Here is a 16,403-nt window from a genome sequence, read left to right on the forward strand (position 1 = left end):
GGCCGTCGCGTCGCGTCACAACGTGTCGAAATTGTCCGGGTCGAGGACGTGCTGCCAGGGTGCGGACGTCCCCGCCGCGGGGGCGATGCCCTTCAGCCAGTCGGCCAGTTCGGCCAGCAACTCCTCCGAGTCCAGATTTCCCGACTGGTCGTAGACCACCATCCGCTGCCAGTGCAGCGCCACCATCGCGGTGAAGTGGGCCAGACTCGTCCCGACCAGGGTCTTTGTGCCCGCCCCGGCGTCGAGTGCGGTGGCCTTCGGCGCCCGGTGGACCGCGCCCGAGGTGCCGTCCAGGCAGAGCACGCCCTCGATCCATTCGCCCAGCAGATAGAACGGGCCCTCGCCATCGGGGCGTTCGGCGCCCTGCGACCGGCCCCAGTCGACTTCCTCCAGGCCCGTTTCCGACAGCGGCAGGGTGGTGAGGCCGAGGAAGAGTTCGACCTGTGGGAAGCCGACCTCCCGCAGGAAGTCGCGCGAGGGCTGATGGGTGAGGCCGTCGGGGAGGCGGGAGCCGGCCGGCCGGTGGGTACGGTCGGCGCCGAAGACCGCACACAGGCGCTCGTGGGTGGGCCGGCAGTCGTCGGCTGGGCGGTAGGGGCGGGTGGCGACGAAGCCGTGCGGAGCGAGCATCGGCAGGGCGAAGGCCGGTGCCGGTGCGGTTGCGGTCGCGGGAGAAGGCGCCGTACGCGGGTCGCTCTCGGGCACGGTCACGGCGTAGACGCCCTGGGTGCCGCCCAGCACCACGACGTCCCCCACCACCGCCGCCGCGTTCAGCCCTGGGACGCGCAGCGTGAGTCGGGTGTCGTGGGTCGCCGAAGCCCGGGAGCGGCGCAGATCCACCTTGTTCCAACCGGTGTCCGCTTCCCAGACGGGTGCTGGTGCGGGGGCTGTCGTCGCACCCTGCGCGGCGTCTGACGCATCGTCCGGTGCCTCGGCCGGGGCCCCGGTCAGGGCGTTCCACCGGCGCCGGGCGCCGGTGCTTCCCGTGCTCTCCACCACGGCCGAACCGGGTACGGCCACCAGGGACTCGACCTCTCCGACATGGTCGGGCGAAGGGGTGAACTGGCCTCCCCGCCGCCAGCGAGCCCATTCCGTCCGCCAGGGAAGGTCGACGGCCCGGTCGAGGGCCTCCGCGGTGTCGAGGTCGTTCCGGCACACGGCGTTGCGGTGTAGGAAGGCGATCCACTCCTCGTGCGCGTCCGGTGCGATGCCCAGCTTGTCGAGATAGTGGATATCCGCGGCGAGCGATCCCACGGGGATTCCGTCGGGAAAGGCGAGCGGAAGCGGCTCCAGCAGGGCCGTGCGCTCGCAGGCGACCAGTACGCGCGGGTCGGAGATCACCTGCTCGAAAATCCCCGATCGGGCCGCATGGGCGGGCAGGGCGCGCGCCGCATAGGAGGCGAGCGGGCCCGGCGGAAGGTGGCGCAGTGCCGCCACGATCCGGTCGTTCATTTCACGCCCTTCGTCCGCCATGGCGCGCCGGATGCGGTGCGCGTATCCCTCGTGGCGGAAACGCACCGTATCGCCGTCGAGCGACAGTGAACCGAGTTCTTCGGCGATGCGCCGCACCTGCTCGACGTCGAGCCGAACACCGATGATCTCAGCCAGCGCGCACCATTCCTCAAGGCGCAGCGTGCGAAGTTCGGCCTGGGCCAGTGCCCGTAGGGCGGCGCTTTCCACGGAGTGCGGGTCGGGGAGCGGTGGGGATTCCTCTTTCGCCGTCCCGGCGCCGTCGAGGGAAATGGCCGGGGCTTTCTTCGGCAGCGGTGCGACGGAGGAATCCACCTCCGCGATCAGCCGGACGCCGGTCCGGGCGGCGCCGGCGCCCAGGGCCCAGACGACGGACCGCATGACGCGGCCGGGTTCGGACGAGGTCCGCACACCGCCCGCCAGATGCACCTCGCCCACTGCGACGACCCGCTCGATCCTGGCACGTCGCAGCGCGTTGGCGTACTGGACGGGGTTGCGCTCATACAGGTCGTACGGGACGTCCAGCAGCTCGACGATCTTGAGGAAGACCTGCTCCGCCGAGAGTCCTGCCGCATCGACGAGGAGCGTCTCGTCGGACCGGGAATCCAGGGTGCGCAGCAGGCGGGTCTTTCCTGAACCGGCCGCCCCGGTGAGGAAGACGAACCCGCTCGGCGCCCGGTCCTCGCCCTCGACCCATTTCTGTACTTCCTGGTGGGGCGAGGTGCTGCCTGATTTCCCGGATTCACGGTCCGTCATGCTTCGCCTTTCAAGTGCTGCCGTCGGGTGGCGTTATGAGAGGCCGCCCTGATGCTTTACTTTGACCCATAGCTTACCAATTTCCAGCATATTGGCGACATGGGCCCCGTCGTTCAGCTTTTTGCGAGTCGTGCCGGCAGGTACTTCTTCGGGGACGGTCTCCGCGTTCTTCCGGTACTCCGTCGCGTAATAGACATCCACCCCGGGAATCCTTTCCCGCAGCGTATCCGAGCAGTTCGCCAGCCCCTGGCCCCGGCCGCACGGCTCACGATCCGTATAAAGGCTGAGGCGCTCGTATTTTTCTCCGTCCTTTCGGCCCGCATCGAGCGAGTCCAGATAGTCGAGGATATGTGGTTCGGAGTGCTTTCCGGGAATGGGGGCGTCGTTTCCGAAGGAGGAGTCGACCACGAAGCTCGTTTCCTTCGTCTTCGGGTCGTAGACCTCGACGACGGCGTAGTTCCGGCCGGTGAAGTCCGGCCGGTGGTCCCCGGACGCATTGAGCGCTCCGGAGAATCCCGCCTGGCCGAAGGCGTCCTTGATCGCCTGCTTGAGGTCGGCGTCCTGACGGCTGGCCGAGGGCCATTGGTTCGACTGGTGTGCCACGACAGGGGGAGAGGTCGTGACGTTCGCCCCCTGCTGGATGGGCTTTCCGTCCTTGTCCTTGTCGCCGGCGTAGGGGTGCTCGCGGGGCTCCGGGCTCATTCCGACGGCATGCGCGGCGTGGAAGGAGTGGCTCATACGCGCCATGGCGGCGACCACCGCACCCTGCTCGCCGGGGTGCAGGGTGTCGAAGCCGGGCAGGGCGTCGATGAGGTCGCGCCGGCGGAGCAGCGGGTACCGCGGCACCCCGTTCTCGTCCGGCGTGGGCACACAGCGGTTGAGGACGGCCGCCAGCGGGCTCTGGGTCTCGCCCTCCGGGATCTCCGCCCATTGGCTCATGCGCTGGTAGGGGACATCGGTGTCCACCTGGCGAACGTCGTTGCTGTCGCGCACATTCGCCTGGTGTTCCATCGGGTACATGCCGTGGTGCCTTGAGTCGGCCGTCTCCGCAGGGCCGATCCGGGGGTGCGCTCCCTCTTGGCGGTGCGGCTCGTTCCGTGCCGCTTCCGCGTTCTCGGGCTCGTCCTTCGGGACGACGGGCGGGGGCTTCGGCTGAGCCCCGGCGGGTTCGGCGGCGGGTCGACGGTCGCTCTGGCTGCTGTGGTTGTCGCTGCTGTGGTTGTCGGTGGTGGGGGTGGTGGGTGTGGTGGGGAGGGGGCGGCGGATGGGGTCGAGGGGGATGGCGTGGACGCCGTTGGTGCCGTCGTGGAGGGGGGTGTTGCTGCGTTGGCCGGTTTGGGCGTCGACGTAGGTGATGTTGCCGTTGTGGTTGACGACGTTCCAGGCGTGGGCGCGGCCGTTGCTGTCCTGGGTGATGATGACGGCTTGGGAGCCGTGGCCGGCGTCGTGGAGGTCGTTTTCGAGGCGGTGGAAGGCGTCGTTGCCGTTGCCGTAGTCGTGGAAGCGGGCGCCGAGGGTGTTTTCGATGCGGTCGCGGCCGTTGTTCTCGCCGCGGTCGGAGGGGGTGCCGTCGGGGTGGGTGTCGGGGGTGCGGTGGGCGGCGGCGGTGGGGTTGCCGGAGTAGGTGTCGGCGGTGGCGAGGGCGGCGTCGACGCAGTTGTTGTTGCGGCCGGGGGTGTCGGGGCCGGGGTCGTTGATGGAGTCGACCCAGTTGCCGTCGTCGGGGTCGGGGTGGCGTTGGGGTGTGCCGTCGTCGTCGCGGGGGATGGAGTTCTCGACGTGCTGTTGGTGTGCGTCGGTGGGCCCTTCGAGGCCGCCGGGACGTTCACGGTTACGCGTCTCGGAGGCGGGCGGGTGGTCGCCCGGTGGGTCGGTGTGGCCGTCGGTGCCGGTGCCGTCCCCGTGGGGCTGGGGCGAGTCGGTGTGGCCGTCGCCGTTCGGGGGAGTCCCGTTACGGTCCGGCCGGTCGTCGGCGCGGTCCGGGACGGTGGGGCGGTCGGAGTTGGTGGGCCTGTCGGCGTCGGTGGGGCGGCCGGGGTCGGTCGGGCGGCCGGGGCCGGTGGTCCGCGGGTCCGGCCGTGTGGCGTCGGGGCGTGTGGTGTCCGGGCGCGTCGTGTCGGGGCGCGTCGTGTCGGGCCGTGTGGCGTCCGGGCGGGTGGGCGGCGGGGTGGGGCGCTGCCGGCGCGGGTCGGGGCGGCCGTTGTCGGGGTTCGACGGGCTCTGCGGGGCCTGGGGGCGGCGTGGTCCGTCGAGGCGGGGGTCGTGGGCCGGGCGGTCCGGGCGGCGCTGCTGGGTGACGTCGTGGACCGGCTGGGAGCCGTCCGGGCGGCGGTTGGGCGCGGCGGTGGGGCCCGCGGCGGACGGCGGTGGGGTGCCGCGCGGCGGGGCGGCGTTCGGCGTCGCGGGTCCGCCCTGTGCGGGGACGGCGGTGGGCACGCCCATCGGGCCCGGGGTCTGCGGAGCGCTCTGCGACGGTTGCTGCTGCGGGGTGGCGGGGGTGTGGGGACCGGGGTCCGTCGCCGGGTGCGCGGTGGGCGGCGGTGCGGTCATGGTGTCGGCGGACTGGGTGGTGACGGTGGTGTCGTCCTCGTCACGGACGTGCGGCATCGGGTCGCCGGGCGAGGGATCGCGCTGTCCGACGGGCGGCCCCGACGCGGGTGAGTGCTGCACCGGGGCGCCCTGGGAGGGCACGCCCACATGGGGCGTGGCCGGACGCCCGCCTCCCGTACCGCTGTTGGAGCCGTCCCCGTCGTGCGTGCCGCTTGCGCCACCGGTCCCGCCGTCGCCGGTGCCGTTGCCGTAGGGGGCGGTGTCGGTGTTGCCGGGCGCGTGGCCGCCGGCCGGGTCGGCGGCGGGGGCCGGGGAGGACTGCTGTGGGGACGGCCCCGCGTCTGGATGGGACGGGCCGTCGGGAGCGGCGGCGGCCGGCTGGTTCGCGGCGGTGTGGTCCGGGGAGGGCCCGGAGGCGTGGTCCGGGGTGGTTCCGGATCCGGGGGCAGGTCCGGAATCGGGGGCCGGTCCGGGGCCGGGCGCCGGCGTCGTGTCCGGGGCCGGCTGCGTACGGATCGAGTCCGGCCCGGAGTCCGGTCGGGCGGAATCCGGGGTGCTGCCAGGGGCGTTGTCAGGGGCGTTGTCGGAGGCGTTGTCCGGGGCGGGCTGGGTGCTCACCGGCCCCGGATCGGACGTGGGGCCCGGTGTCGGGGTGTGGCCGGTGTCCGAGGTGGGGCCGCTCGGTGTCGGGGTGTGGCCGGTGTCCGAGGTGGGGCCGCTCGGTGCCGGGGTGTGCCCGGAGTCCGCGGTGGGCCCGCCCGGTGCCCGATCGGAGCCCCCGTACGGGTTGTGGTCGCTGCCGCCGGTGTAGCCCTCGTCGAAGGCGGTGCGCTGGCTCGGGGGCGGCAGCGGCTGGGCCTGGGGGACGTGGCGACCGTCCTGGCCGGGGGAGGAACCGTGGGAGGGGTCGGACGGGGTGCCGCCGGAGCCGGTGTCCGTGGCGCCCGAACCTCCCGCCGCATGACCGGAGTCGGAGCCACCGCCGGTCGCCCCGGTCCCCCCGGCGCCGCTCCCGCCACCGGTGCCGGTACTGCCTCCCGCACCCGCATGCGTCCCCGTACCGCCTCCGCTCGACGTACCGGAGCCGGACCCACCTCCGTCGGAGCCGCTCCCCGAGCCGCTGCCGGAGCTGCTACCGGAACTCGAACCGCTCCCGGAGCCGCCCCCGCTGCCGGACCCCGATCCGCTGCCGGACCCCGATCCGCTCCCCGAGCCGGATCCGCTGCCGCTGTCGGACCCGCTGCCGCTGCCGGACCCGGACCCGGACCCGCTCCCGGACCCCGCGGACTCGCCGGACCCCCCGCCGTTCCCGTCCCCGCCGTCGCCGCCGTCGCCGCCCCGCCCGGCGGCGTGGTCCAGGCCGCCGCGAGCATGGTGACCGGCCCTGCCGCCCGCGCCGTCCCGCAGCGCCTCGGTGAAGGTCTGACCGGAGTTCTTGGCCGCCTCGATGCCCGCGTCCGCGCCGGTCTTGAGGCTGCGGCCGACGTCGAAGCCCTGCTGGGCCCCGAAGTTCATGTTCATGCCCTGGGCGATGGCGTCGGAGATCATGGCCTCCAACGCGGAGACCGCGGGCTCCTTGACCGTCTCGACGATGGCCTCCACCAGGGCCTCGCGCGCTTCCTTGAGGATCCGACGCACGATCAGACGGGTGGCCTGGGTGGCGCCCGCCGCACCGATTTCGGACAGGCCGAGGGTGAAGGGCGCCGCCGCCTGGGCCGCGATGATCTCCGCCGCGAGGATCGCCAACTGGGCGATCACCGCGACTTTCATCCCGATGATGATCACCGAGCCCGCGTCCATCGCGAAGGCGATCAGCTCGGCGGCCGTACGGGCGTCGTCGAGGTAGCCGGAGCCGCTGCCGGAGAACTTCTCCCAGGTCTTGCTGAAGCCCTCGATGCTCTCGCCGGAGTTGGCCGACAGGACGCCGCCGGCGGCGGAGACGCCCTCGGACTGCAGCTGCTCGACGGCACTGGCGAACTCCCGCCAGTGGTTGGCGGACTCGTTCATCTTGTCCTCGTCGCCCGTCGGCCAGTCGTAGCCGAGCATCTCGAGGACCCACTCCAGCCAGTCCGGCAGCATGAGCGACATGACGGCGATCCCCCGTAGAACGTCGAGACGATGATGGACGAGCGGAGAAGGAGAGCTGGCGCTGGTCTTCGTGCTTGCGCGGGCGGTGACGCCGCGGGCGCGTCAGACCTGCGGTGCCTTGAAACCGCTGATCAGTTGGCTCTGTGCCTCGGCGTTGGCGACGTGCTGCTTCATCAGGGACTCGTTGAAGTCCTCGTCGGCCTGGTGGTTGTCGGCCATGGTGTTCAGGGCGCCGCCGATCTCCTGGAGCTTGGCGGCCAGATGCCCCATCGACTCGTACATCCCGTCGCGCAGGCCCTCGTAGACCACGCCGAACTTCTCGCCGATGTCGTCGTCGCCCCACGGCGGCGTGTCCTGGCCCTCCAGCCCGGTCAGGGCGTTCTTCAGCTTGCCGACCGCGGTCTGGTAGCGCTGCCCGACACTGGTGAAGTCCTTGCCCCCGGCCTTCAGCGACGGGATGTCGGCCTGCAGTCCATCTCCGGCCATCGCGGCCCCCGTTCCACATGCTCGTCGTGACGTGCAGTACAACGCGGGAGAAAGTTTAGTGGCGTACTCCCTTGTGCCATCAAGGAGTTGACTGTCACAACGCTGTCACCGGGGGGCCGGCGTCACCGGGCGGGGCGGGTGTCCCGGTCGAGGCAGCGCAGCGCGAACCACAGCTCCATACGGACGTCGGCGTCGTCCAGGTCGGCGTCCAGGAGCGTGCCGATACGGGCGATGCGCTGGCGGACGGTGTTGCGGTGGATGCCCAGGGAGTTCGCCGTGCGATCCCAACTGCCGTGCAGCGCGAGCCAGGTGTGCAGGGTGTCGAGCAGAGGTGGGGAACCGTCCAGCGGGGCGAGCAGGGCCCGGGCGTGCTGACGGGCGTCACCGGGGGCGATGAGGGAGGTGAGGTCGTGGGGGCCGGGGGTGTGCCGGCGGACGAGGGGGGCGCGGCGGGCGAGGGCACGGCGCAGGGCGGTGGCGGCGTGCCGGTCGGCGGCCGGCAGCTCCTCGACCGGTACGGGCTCGCTGACGCCGAGCGTCCAGCCGGGCTGCGCGGCGATGTCGTGGCCGGCGGGGACCAGGGCGCGCAGGGCGGGCACGCCGGCATCAGGGGCCGGGGCGACCAGTGCGGTACCGAGCGCGGCGGCCAGTGAAGCCGCCGACTCCGTCGTCTCCCGGCGGCGCTCGGCATGGACGACGGTCCACAGGGGAGGGCCCAGGAGCGGGGCGACGTCGGCCGGGCGGGCGCCGAGGAGCAGGCGCACCAGGGCCGCGGAGTGCTCCGGGCCGTCCGGGCCGCGGTCGGCGGCGGGGCCGGTGATCAGCGAGAGCAGGACGGCGGCGACGCCCGCGATGGTGTACGCGGGCGGATCGTGCGGGTCCGCGGCGACCACGAGGGCGAGCGCCTGCGGGCCGGCGGTGCGCCCCGTCAGGGCGTACGCGGACAGCTGGGTACCGGGCAGCGCGTCGGTGGCCGAGGACGGGCCGCCGGCGCCGACGACCTGCGCGAGCCGGCCGGCCGCGGCGCGTACGGCGTCGGCGGGGCGGGGGCCGGCCGCGCCGTGCTCCGTGCCGTCCGGTGCGAGCAGCGCGGTCCAGCCGTGGACATGGCGGGCCAGGGCGCGCAGCACGGCGCCGGCCGGCTCGGGGCGGCCGGCGGCCGTGGCCAGGGCGCGCTGCGCCTCGCTGAGCCGGGTCAGCTCGCGGTGTCGGGCCTCGGTCACGGCCTGCCACACGGCGCTCTCCACGGCGGTGAACGGGGTGCCCGCCGGGACCTCGACCAGCGGCAGACCGTGCCGGTCGCAGGCCGCCACCAGGGCGGGCGGGACGGTGTCGTGCACCGGCGCGATCCCGAACCCGAGGGCCGCGGCGCCGGCCGCGACCGTACGGGCCGCGTAGCCGTCGAGATAGGCGTCCCGGGCGCCCCCGCTCACCTCCGCCAGATGCACCCCCGCCGTCAGCAGCATCTCGCCGCCCAGGAGGTAGGGCACCGGGTCCGCCATCTCCGAGGTGTGCACCCAGTGGATCGCGACGCCCTCGCGGGGGCCGGCGATCTGGCGCAGGCCCAGGTCCGTCCGCGCCAGGAGAGCCGCCAGCGGGACCGGCGGGGTGGACGGCGGGGGCGTCGGGTGCGGCCTGTGCGACGACATGTGCGAACCCTCCACGTTCAGGGGCGGCGAGTGGAGGAAACGTACACTTCAGCGCCGCCTTCCCGCCTCCTAGGGTCAACCCCCAGACGCGGCGCCCGCCCGGGACCCCCGCCCACCGGGCGCCCGTCTCTCCCCCCGCAGCAAAGCCCCACCCCGTAACCCCACCCCCGTACCCCCTCTCCCCTCGGCGCACCTGGAAGGGATGGCCCATGGCTGTCGACTACGCGGTGATCGTGCTCTACCTGGCCGGAATGCTCGCCATGGGCTGGTGGGGGATGCGGCGCGCCAAGTCCAAGAGCGAGTTCCTGGTGGCGGGGCGGCGCCTGGGCCCCGCGATGTACTCGGGAACCATGGCGGCGATCGTGCTCGGCGGCGCCTCCACCATCGGCGGGGTCGGCCTCGGCTACCAGTACGGCCTCTCCGGAGCCTGGATGGTCTTCACCATCGGCCTCGGGCTGCTCGCGCTGAGCGTCTTCTTCTCGGCCCGGATCGCCCGGCTTAGGGTCTACACGGTCTCCGAGATGCTGGACCTGCGCTACGGCGGCTCCGCCGGGCTGATCTCCGGCGTCGTGATGTGGGCGTACACGCTGATGCTGGCGGTCACCTCGACCATCGCCTACGCGACCATCTTCGATGTGCTCTTCGGCCTGGACCGGTCGCTGTCGATCGTCCTCGGCGGGGCGATCGTGGTCGCCTACTCGACGCTCGGCGGCATGTGGTCGATCACCCTCACCGACATGGTCCAGTTCGTCGTCAAGACGATCGGTGTGCTGCTGCTCCTGCTGCCCATCGCCGTCGTCAAGGCGGGCGGCTTCGCCGCGATGAAGGCGCAGCTGCCGGACGACTACTTCGCGCCGCTGGGCATCGGCGGGCAGACGGTCTTCACCTACGTGCTGATCTACTCGTTCGGCATGCTGATCGGGCAGGACATCTGGCAGCGGGTGTTCACCGCGCGCGGCGACAAGGTGGCGCGCCTGGGCGGCACCGCGGCCGGGACGTACTGCCTGGCGTACGCGCTCGCCGGTGCGGTCATCGGCACCGCGGCCAAGGTGCTCTACCCGCATCTGGGCAGCCCGGACGACGCCTTCGCGACGATCGTCAAGGACGCGCTGCCGATGGGCGTGCGCGGGCTGGTGCTGGCGGCGGCGCTGTCCGCGGTGATGTCCACGTCCTCGGGGGCGCTGATCGCCTGCGCCACGGTCGCCAACAACGACATCTGGGCCCGGGTGAGGGGCGCGGTGCGCGGGCCGGAGGCGGCGGACGAGGAGGCGCACGAGCCGGCGCACGACGAGGTGCGCGGCAACCGGCTGTTCATCCTCCTCATGGGCGTCGCGGTCATCGGTATCGCGATCGGCCTGAACGACGTGGTCGCGGCCCTCACCGTCGCCTACAACCTGCTGGTCGGCGGGCTGTTGGTGCCGATCCTGGGCGGGCTGCTGTGGAAGCGCGGCACGGCGGCGGGCGCGCTCGCCTCGGTCGCGGTGGGCGGCCTGGCCGTCGTCGGCCTGATGGTCTCCTTCGGCGTCCTGGCCAACGAGCCGATCTCCTACGGGCTGATCGCCTCCCTCGTGGCCTATGTGGCGGTGAGCCTGGCCACCAGGCCCACGGACGCGGCGGTACTGGCCGCCTGGCGCGAGCGGCTGGCCGGGCGGACGGCCTCCGCGCCGAGCGCACCGAGCGCACCGAGCCCGTCCGGCGTGTGAGGCGGGCGGCCGCTCCCTCACCCCTGTCCGGCGTGTGCGTCGAGGCGGCCACCGCATCAAGCCCGTCGGCGATCGAGGACGAGCGGCCGCCCGGCCGCGAACCACCACACCGATACGGAGAGCCGAAAACGATGAGCACCCCGCAACCGTCGCCGCAACCGTCGCCGCAACCGTCGCCGCAACCGTCGCCGCAACCGTCGCCGAAGCCCTCGCCGACGCCGGCACCGCGCAGCGGAGGCGACCTGGTCGTCGAGTCGCTCGCCGCCCTCGGCGCGACCACCGTCTTCGGCCTCCCCGGCCAGCACGCCCTCGGGGTGTTCGACGCGCTGCGCCGCTCCGCGCTGCGCTACGTGGGGCTGCGGGTGGAGAACAACGCGGGCTTCGCCGCCGACGCGTACGCCAGGACCACCCACGGCGTCGCGCCGCTGCTGGTCTCCACCGGCCCCGGCGCGCTGATGACGCTGCCCGCGCTCCAGGAGGCGGCCGCGGCATCGGCCGCCGTACTGGCCATCGGCAGTCAGGTGCCGCTGGCCGGGATCGGCGGCGGACGCCACGGCTATCTGCATGAACTCCCCGACCAGAGCGCCGCGTTCCGGGGCGTGGTCAAGTCCGTCCACACGGTGCGCACCGCCTCGCAGATCCCGTCGGCGGTGGCCGCCGCCTGGGAGTCGGCCCTCAGCGCCCCGCACGGTCCGGTCTGGCTGGAGATCCCGCAGGACGTACTGCTGGCCGAGGTGGAGGTGCCGCCGGTGACCGGACTCGACGTCGCGCCGACGGAGCCGGCGCCCCGCCCCGAGCTGATCGCGGCGGCGGCCGACCGGCTAACCCGGGCCCGGCGGCCGGTGATCCTGGCCGGCGGGGGAGTCGTACGGGCCGGGGCCGAGGCGGAGCTGCTGGCGCTCGCCGAGCGGTTGCGGGCGCCGGTGGCCACCACCTTCGGCGGCAAGGGCGCCTTCCCGTGGGAGCATCCGCTCTCCCTGCAGTCCTGGCTGGAGGACCGGCACACCACGTCCTTCCTGGAGGACGCGGACACCCTGCTGGTCGTCGGCTCCGGGCTGGGCGAACTCTCCTCGAACTACCACACGTTCCGGCCGCGCGGCCGCGTCGTGCAGATCGAGGCGGACCTCGGCAAGCTGGAGTCCAACCACGCCGCGCTGGGCATCCACGCGGACGCCCGGGCGGCCCTGGCCGCGCTGGTCGAGGAGGTGGCGGCGCGCGGCGACGCGGGCGCCGGCTCTGCCGCGGCCTCGGCCCCGGGCTCCGAGGCGTACGACTGTGAGGCCTACGACCCCGAAGCCGCCGTCCGCGGTCTCCTCGCCCGCGTCCGCGACCGCCTCGCCGGTCAGGATCTCGACCTGGAGCAGCAGGTGCTGGCCTCGGTGCGGCAGGCGCTGCCGGACGGCGCGGTCAGCTGCTGGGACATGACGATCCTCGCCTACTGGGCCTGGTCGGCCTTCGACCCGCGGGGCACCAACGCGCTGCACTCCGCGCAGGGCGCCGGCGGCCTGGGCTACGGCCTCCCGGCGGCGCTGGGCGTGGCCGCCGCGGACCCGGCCCGGCCGGTGCTGGCGGTCTCCGGCGACGGCGGCGCGATGTACTCGATCGCCGAGCTGGCCACCGCCCGGCAGTACGACCTACCGCTGACCTGGCTCATCGTGGACGACGGGGGCTACGGCATCCTGCGCGCCTACATGACCGACGCGTTCGGCGCGGCCACCGCCACCGAACTCGCCCGCCCGGACTTCGCGGCTCTCGCCGGGGCCTTCGGCGTCCCCGCCGTCACCACGAGCCCCGAGCACCTGGCCACGGACCTGTCGGCCGCACTCGCCGCCCCCGGCCCGTCGGTGGTCGTACTCCCGGCCCGGCTGCGGATGTTCGCCCCGACGCACCTGACGGCCGACGCCTGACGCCTAGGCGGTGACTCCGGGGGCGTCGCCCCGACCCCCCTGGGGCGCCCGCGCCCCCACCCGCCCCTGCACCAGCCGCGACAGCGACGCGTGTACCTCCTCGACCGACCGGTCCGGCTGGAAGGACAGCCAGTCCAGGGCCGCGACCAGAACCATGCCGAGGAGGGCGGAGGAGGTCAGGGGGATGTCGAGCTCCTCGGAGAGTTCGCCGGTGCGCACCGCGTCGCGCAGGACGGACTCGACGACGGTCAGCGCGCGGCCGCGTACCGACGCCACCGTGGCGCGCCAGCTGCGGTTGGTGCGCCACAGCTCGGCGACGTAGAGCTGGGTGAGGGCCGGGGAGCGGGCGATGAAGTCCAGGCCCGCGCGGATCATGGCGTCGAGCGCGTCGACCCGGGTGCCGCCGCGGCCCGCGGTGGTGTCGGCGGCGTGCTGGAGGGAGTCGGCGAGCTGGTCGAGGCCGTCTCGCAGCAGCTCCTCGTAGAGGACGTTCTTGCTGGCGAAGTTGTAGTAGACGGTGCCCTTGGCGACGCCCGCGCGGTCGGCGATCTCGTCGACGGTGGGGGGGGAGACCCCTTGTTCGCCTTTTGGGGTGCGGGGGGGGCCTATGAGCGGCGGGGGGGGGGCCGTGGGGCGGGCGTTGGGGGCGCGCCCGGGGGGGGGGCCGGGGACGGCACCGCACCGGGGACCCGGGGGAAGGCTCACAGGCTGAGTTCCGGGTGCAGGTCCTTCATCCGTACGACCTGCCGGCCGCGCGCCGCGAGGGCGGTGAGCGCCAGCGCGCCGAGGGTGAAGGCGCCAAGGACCGCGCAGCCCTGCCAGACGACGGTGAGGTCGCCGCCGGTGATCAGGCGGCGCAGACCGTCGACGACGTAACTCATCGGCAGGAAGGGGTGGATGGCGGCGAAGAACCCGGGGCTGGTCTGCACCGGGTAGGTGCCGCCCGCCGACGTCAGCTGGAGCATCAGCACGACCAGGGTCAGCACCCGGCCGGCCGGGCCGAAGAAGGCGCTCAGCAGCTGGATGATGGCCGTGAAGCAGGCCGTGGCCAGCAGCAGGAAGCCGATGGTGCCGGCCGAGCGGACCATCTCCAGGCCGAGGGCCCAGTGCAGTACGGCCATCAGGGCCAGCACCTGGACGACGCCGACGGCGAAGGCCGGCAGCCAGGAGCCGAGGGCGATCCGCCAGCCCGGGGCGCCCGCGGCCAGTGCGCGCTTGCCCAGCGGCTGGAGCAGCATGAACGCGACCATCGCGCCGACCCAGAGGGAGAGCGGGATGAAGTACGGCGCCAGGCCGGTGCCGTAGTTGGGCGCCTTGTGCAGGGACTTGGCGGCCAGCTCGACCGGGTCGGCCATCACCTCGGTGCGGGCGTCGCGGTCCTTCTTGTCGTAGTCCGGGATCTTGGCGACGCCGCTGTGCAGCCCGTCGGCGAGCTGGTTGGCGCCGTCCTTGAGCTTGAACAGGCCGCCGGTGAGCTTCTCGGCGCCGTCCTTGGCGTCGCCGAGCCCGCTGTGGACCTTGCCGGCTCCGTCGGCGACCTTGCCGGCGCCGTCGGAGAGGGCACCGATGCCGTCGGCGAACTGGCCTGCGCCCTGGGAGACCTTGTGGGCGCCGGCGTTGAGCTGGTTGATCTGGCCGATCGCGGCGTCCGCCCGGTCGGCGATGCCCGGTGCCTCGTCGGCGACCCGCTCGGCGATCCGGTTCAGCTCGCGCAGCTTGCCGTGCAGCTGCCCGAAGTCGGTACGGGCGATGGTGTCGTTGACCTTCTCCGCCGCGTCGGCGGCGAGGGCGCTGCCCTGTGCGATCCCCTTCAGCTTGGCGCAGTCGGGGTCGGTGGAGACGAGCTGGCCGCAGCGTTCCCGGTACAGCTCCGCGGCGTCGTCGGCGTTCTTGCGCGCCTGTGCGGCCGCCTTGGCGGAGTTGCCCGGCAGCTTGTCGAGGTCCTCGTCGAGCGCCTGGGTGAGGTCGGCGACGGTCCGCGCCTTCTCGCCGATCTCCTTGCCGTGCTCCCGCAGGTAGGGGAGGTCCTTGCGGGCGATGCCCTGGACCTTGTCGGCCAGTTGCTGGGTGCCGTCGGCGACCTGGCCCGCGCCCTGGCTGAGCTGCCTGGCCTTCGAGGCGGCCTCCCTGGCGCCCTTGCTCAGATCGCCCGCGCCCTTGCTGACCGCGCCCGAGCCCTCGTCGAGCTTGCCCAGCCCGTCGGCCAGTTCACCCGTCTTGTCCTTGGCCGTGCCGAGCCCGTCATCGACCTTGCCCGCCCCGTCGGCCGCCTCGGCCGTCTTGTCGTGCAGGTCGGAGAAGGACACGAAGATCTTGTCGAGCATGGCCCGGGACGACGTGGCCGAGGTCTTCGCGCGCAGCTCGGAGAAGACCGTCTTGGAGATCGAGCCGACGATGTAGCTGTTGGCGTCGTTCGTACGGACCTTGAGCGCACCGGTCTGCGGGTCGTCGCCGGAGCTGGAGGCGATCCGCTCGCTGAAGTTCGCGGGGACCGTCAGGGAGAGGTAGTACGTGCCGTCCTCGACGCCCTTGGCGGCGTCCGCGGAGCTGACCTCCTGCCAGTCGAAGGTGTTGCTGTCCTTGACCTTCTCGGCCAGGTCGTCGCCGGCGGTGATCTTCTTGCCGTCGGCGGTGGCACCCCGGTCGTCGTTGACCAGCGCCACCGGGATCTTGTCCAGGCGGTCGTAGGGGTCCCAGAAGGAGCAGAGGTACAGGGCCCCGTACAGCAGGGGGATCAGCATCAGGGCGACCAACCCCAGCCGGGGCAGCTTTCCCCTGCCGAAGCGCCTGAGCTCAAGCGCGGCCAGTTTCGGCGAACGCATGCGCCGCTTCCTCCTCGGTGGTGTGTGCGGTGGCCGGGACGTCCTGGCCGGGTGCCGGGTCGGCGGGCGCCGCGGCGGCCGCGGTGCGGACGATCAGCGCGTCCGCCGGTGCGTCGCTGCCGGCGGCCACGACGGTGGTGCCCGCCAGCGCGAGGTCGCGCAACAGCTGCCAGGCCTGGTCGCGTTCGGCCGCGGAGAGCTTGAGGTCGACGTCGTCGACGGCCAGCAGCCGCGGGCCGTGCATCACCGCGAGCGCGATCGACAGCCGCAGCGCCTCGATGCGCTCCAGGTCGCGGACGGCGGTGCCCAGACCCTTGGGGAGTGCACCGGCGTCGAGCCCGGCGGCCGTCAGCGCGGCGTCGACCCGGGCCCGGGTGGCGGCCTTGTGCTGCTTGCCCCAGGGGAGCGAGCCCTTCAGGCGCCGCCCCAGCAGGGCCTGTTCCTTGAGGTGTTCGCCGACCGTGAGGGCCGGTTCGAGGTCGGCGACGCCCGGTACGTGGGCGATGGCGGTACGGGCGCGCACCGTTCCCATCCGCTTGGGCAGCGGGAATCCGGCGACCGTCGCCGTCCCCTCGGTGATCCGCATCCGGCCGGTGAGGGCGAGCAGCAGGCAGGTGCGCCCGGAGCCCGAGGGGCCCTGGACGGCGATCAGCGAGCCCGGGTCCGCGGCGATGTCGACGCCGCGGAAGGCCCATCCCCGTGGGCCCCGCACTCCGATCCCCCTGGCGCTGACCGCCGCCCCCTGGCGGGTGGTGTTCACAAACCCCTCCCCTTTTGATCTGACTGGTCAGTCTAAAAGTGTGCCGCAAGTGCGGCGCTTTGACCAATCGGAGCAGTACGGGTCGAGCGCGCCGGCGCGTCGATACGACCAAGTCCGTGACCCGGACGGCCTATTCGTCCTAAGGTGCGGGGCAGGCGGGGGCCTGATGATGTTCAAGGTGAAGTCCGTGTCGCGGACCGCGGCGCGGACCG

At 73.1% G+C, this 16,403-nt stretch carries 9 protein-coding genes; 2 read left to right on the plus strand and 7 right to left on the minus strand.

Annotation, left to right across the window (positions count from 1 at the left end; genetic code table 11):
- Nucleotides 1-15: 15 nt before the first annotated feature.
- The 4 genes from ACFWZH_RS17285 to ACFWZH_RS17300 all read right to left on the minus strand — a co-directional run bounded on the left by ACFWZH_RS17285 (nt 16) and on the right by ACFWZH_RS17300 (nt 8,999).
- On the minus strand, nt 16-2,226 hold the full coding sequence (locus ACFWZH_RS17285) for an SUKH-4 family immunity protein (RefSeq protein WP_384431000.1): 2,211 nt from the start codon (nt 2,224-2,226) through the stop codon (nt 16-18).
- Between the two features lie 33 nt (nt 2,227-2,259).
- Entirely contained in the window at nt 2,260-6,864 is a 4,605-nt protein-coding gene (locus ACFWZH_RS17290) for a toxin glutamine deamidase domain-containing protein (protein ID WP_384431003.1), read from the minus strand.
- A gap of 102 nt (nt 6,865-6,966) precedes the next feature.
- Entirely contained in the window at nt 6,967-7,350 is a 384-nt protein-coding gene (locus tag ACFWZH_RS17295; RefSeq protein ID WP_384431006.1) for a WXG100 family type VII secretion target, read from the minus strand.
- Between the two features lie 122 nt (nt 7,351-7,472).
- Nucleotides 7,473-8,999, minus strand: coding sequence for a helix-turn-helix domain-containing protein (locus ACFWZH_RS17300; protein ID WP_384431009.1), 1,527 nt, complete (start codon nt 8,997-8,999; stop codon nt 7,473-7,475).
- Nucleotides 9,000-9,208: 209 nt separating this feature from the next.
- Here ACFWZH_RS17300 and ACFWZH_RS17305 point away from each other — a divergent pair, with 209 nt between their 5' ends.
- Both ACFWZH_RS17305 and ACFWZH_RS17310 read left to right on the plus strand, forming a co-directional pair.
- Nucleotides 9,209-10,702, plus strand: coding sequence for a sodium:solute symporter (locus ACFWZH_RS17305; protein WP_384431012.1), 1,494 nt, complete (start codon nt 9,209-9,211; stop codon nt 10,700-10,702).
- A 131-nt stretch (nt 10,703-10,833) separates the two neighbouring features.
- Entirely contained in the window at nt 10,834-12,609 is a 1,776-nt protein-coding gene (locus tag ACFWZH_RS17310; RefSeq protein WP_384431015.1) for a thiamine pyrophosphate-binding protein, read from the plus strand.
- A gap of 3 nt (nt 12,610-12,612) precedes the next feature.
- On the opposite strand, the gene ACFWZH_RS17315 is transcribed toward ACFWZH_RS17310, so the two are convergent.
- The 3 genes from ACFWZH_RS17315 to ACFWZH_RS17325 form a co-directional block, all read right to left on the minus strand.
- Nucleotides 12,613-13,218: a TetR/AcrR family transcriptional regulator gene (locus tag ACFWZH_RS17315; protein ID WP_384431241.1), complete on the minus strand. Its 606-nt coding sequence runs from the start codon at nt 13,216-13,218 to the stop codon at nt 12,613-12,615.
- 92 nt (nt 13,219-13,310) lie between these two features.
- A complete protein-coding gene (locus ACFWZH_RS17320) occupies nt 13,311-15,431 on the minus strand; it encodes a YhgE/Pip family protein (protein ID WP_384431018.1) in 2,121 nt (706 codons plus the stop codon).
- Complete coding sequence (locus tag ACFWZH_RS17325; RefSeq protein ID WP_384431021.1) at nt 15,403-16,191, minus strand: ATP-binding cassette domain-containing protein; 789 nt, start codon at nt 16,189-16,191, stop codon at nt 15,403-15,405. The genes ACFWZH_RS17320 and ACFWZH_RS17325 overlap by 29 nt, the downstream gene beginning before the upstream one ends.
- Nucleotides 16,192-16,403 lie beyond the last annotated feature (212 nt).

The sequence above is a fragment of the Streptomyces sp. NPDC059008 genome, assembly GCF_042749045.1.
Taxonomy (GTDB): Bacteria; Actinomycetota; Actinomycetes; order Streptomycetales; family Streptomycetaceae; genus Streptomyces.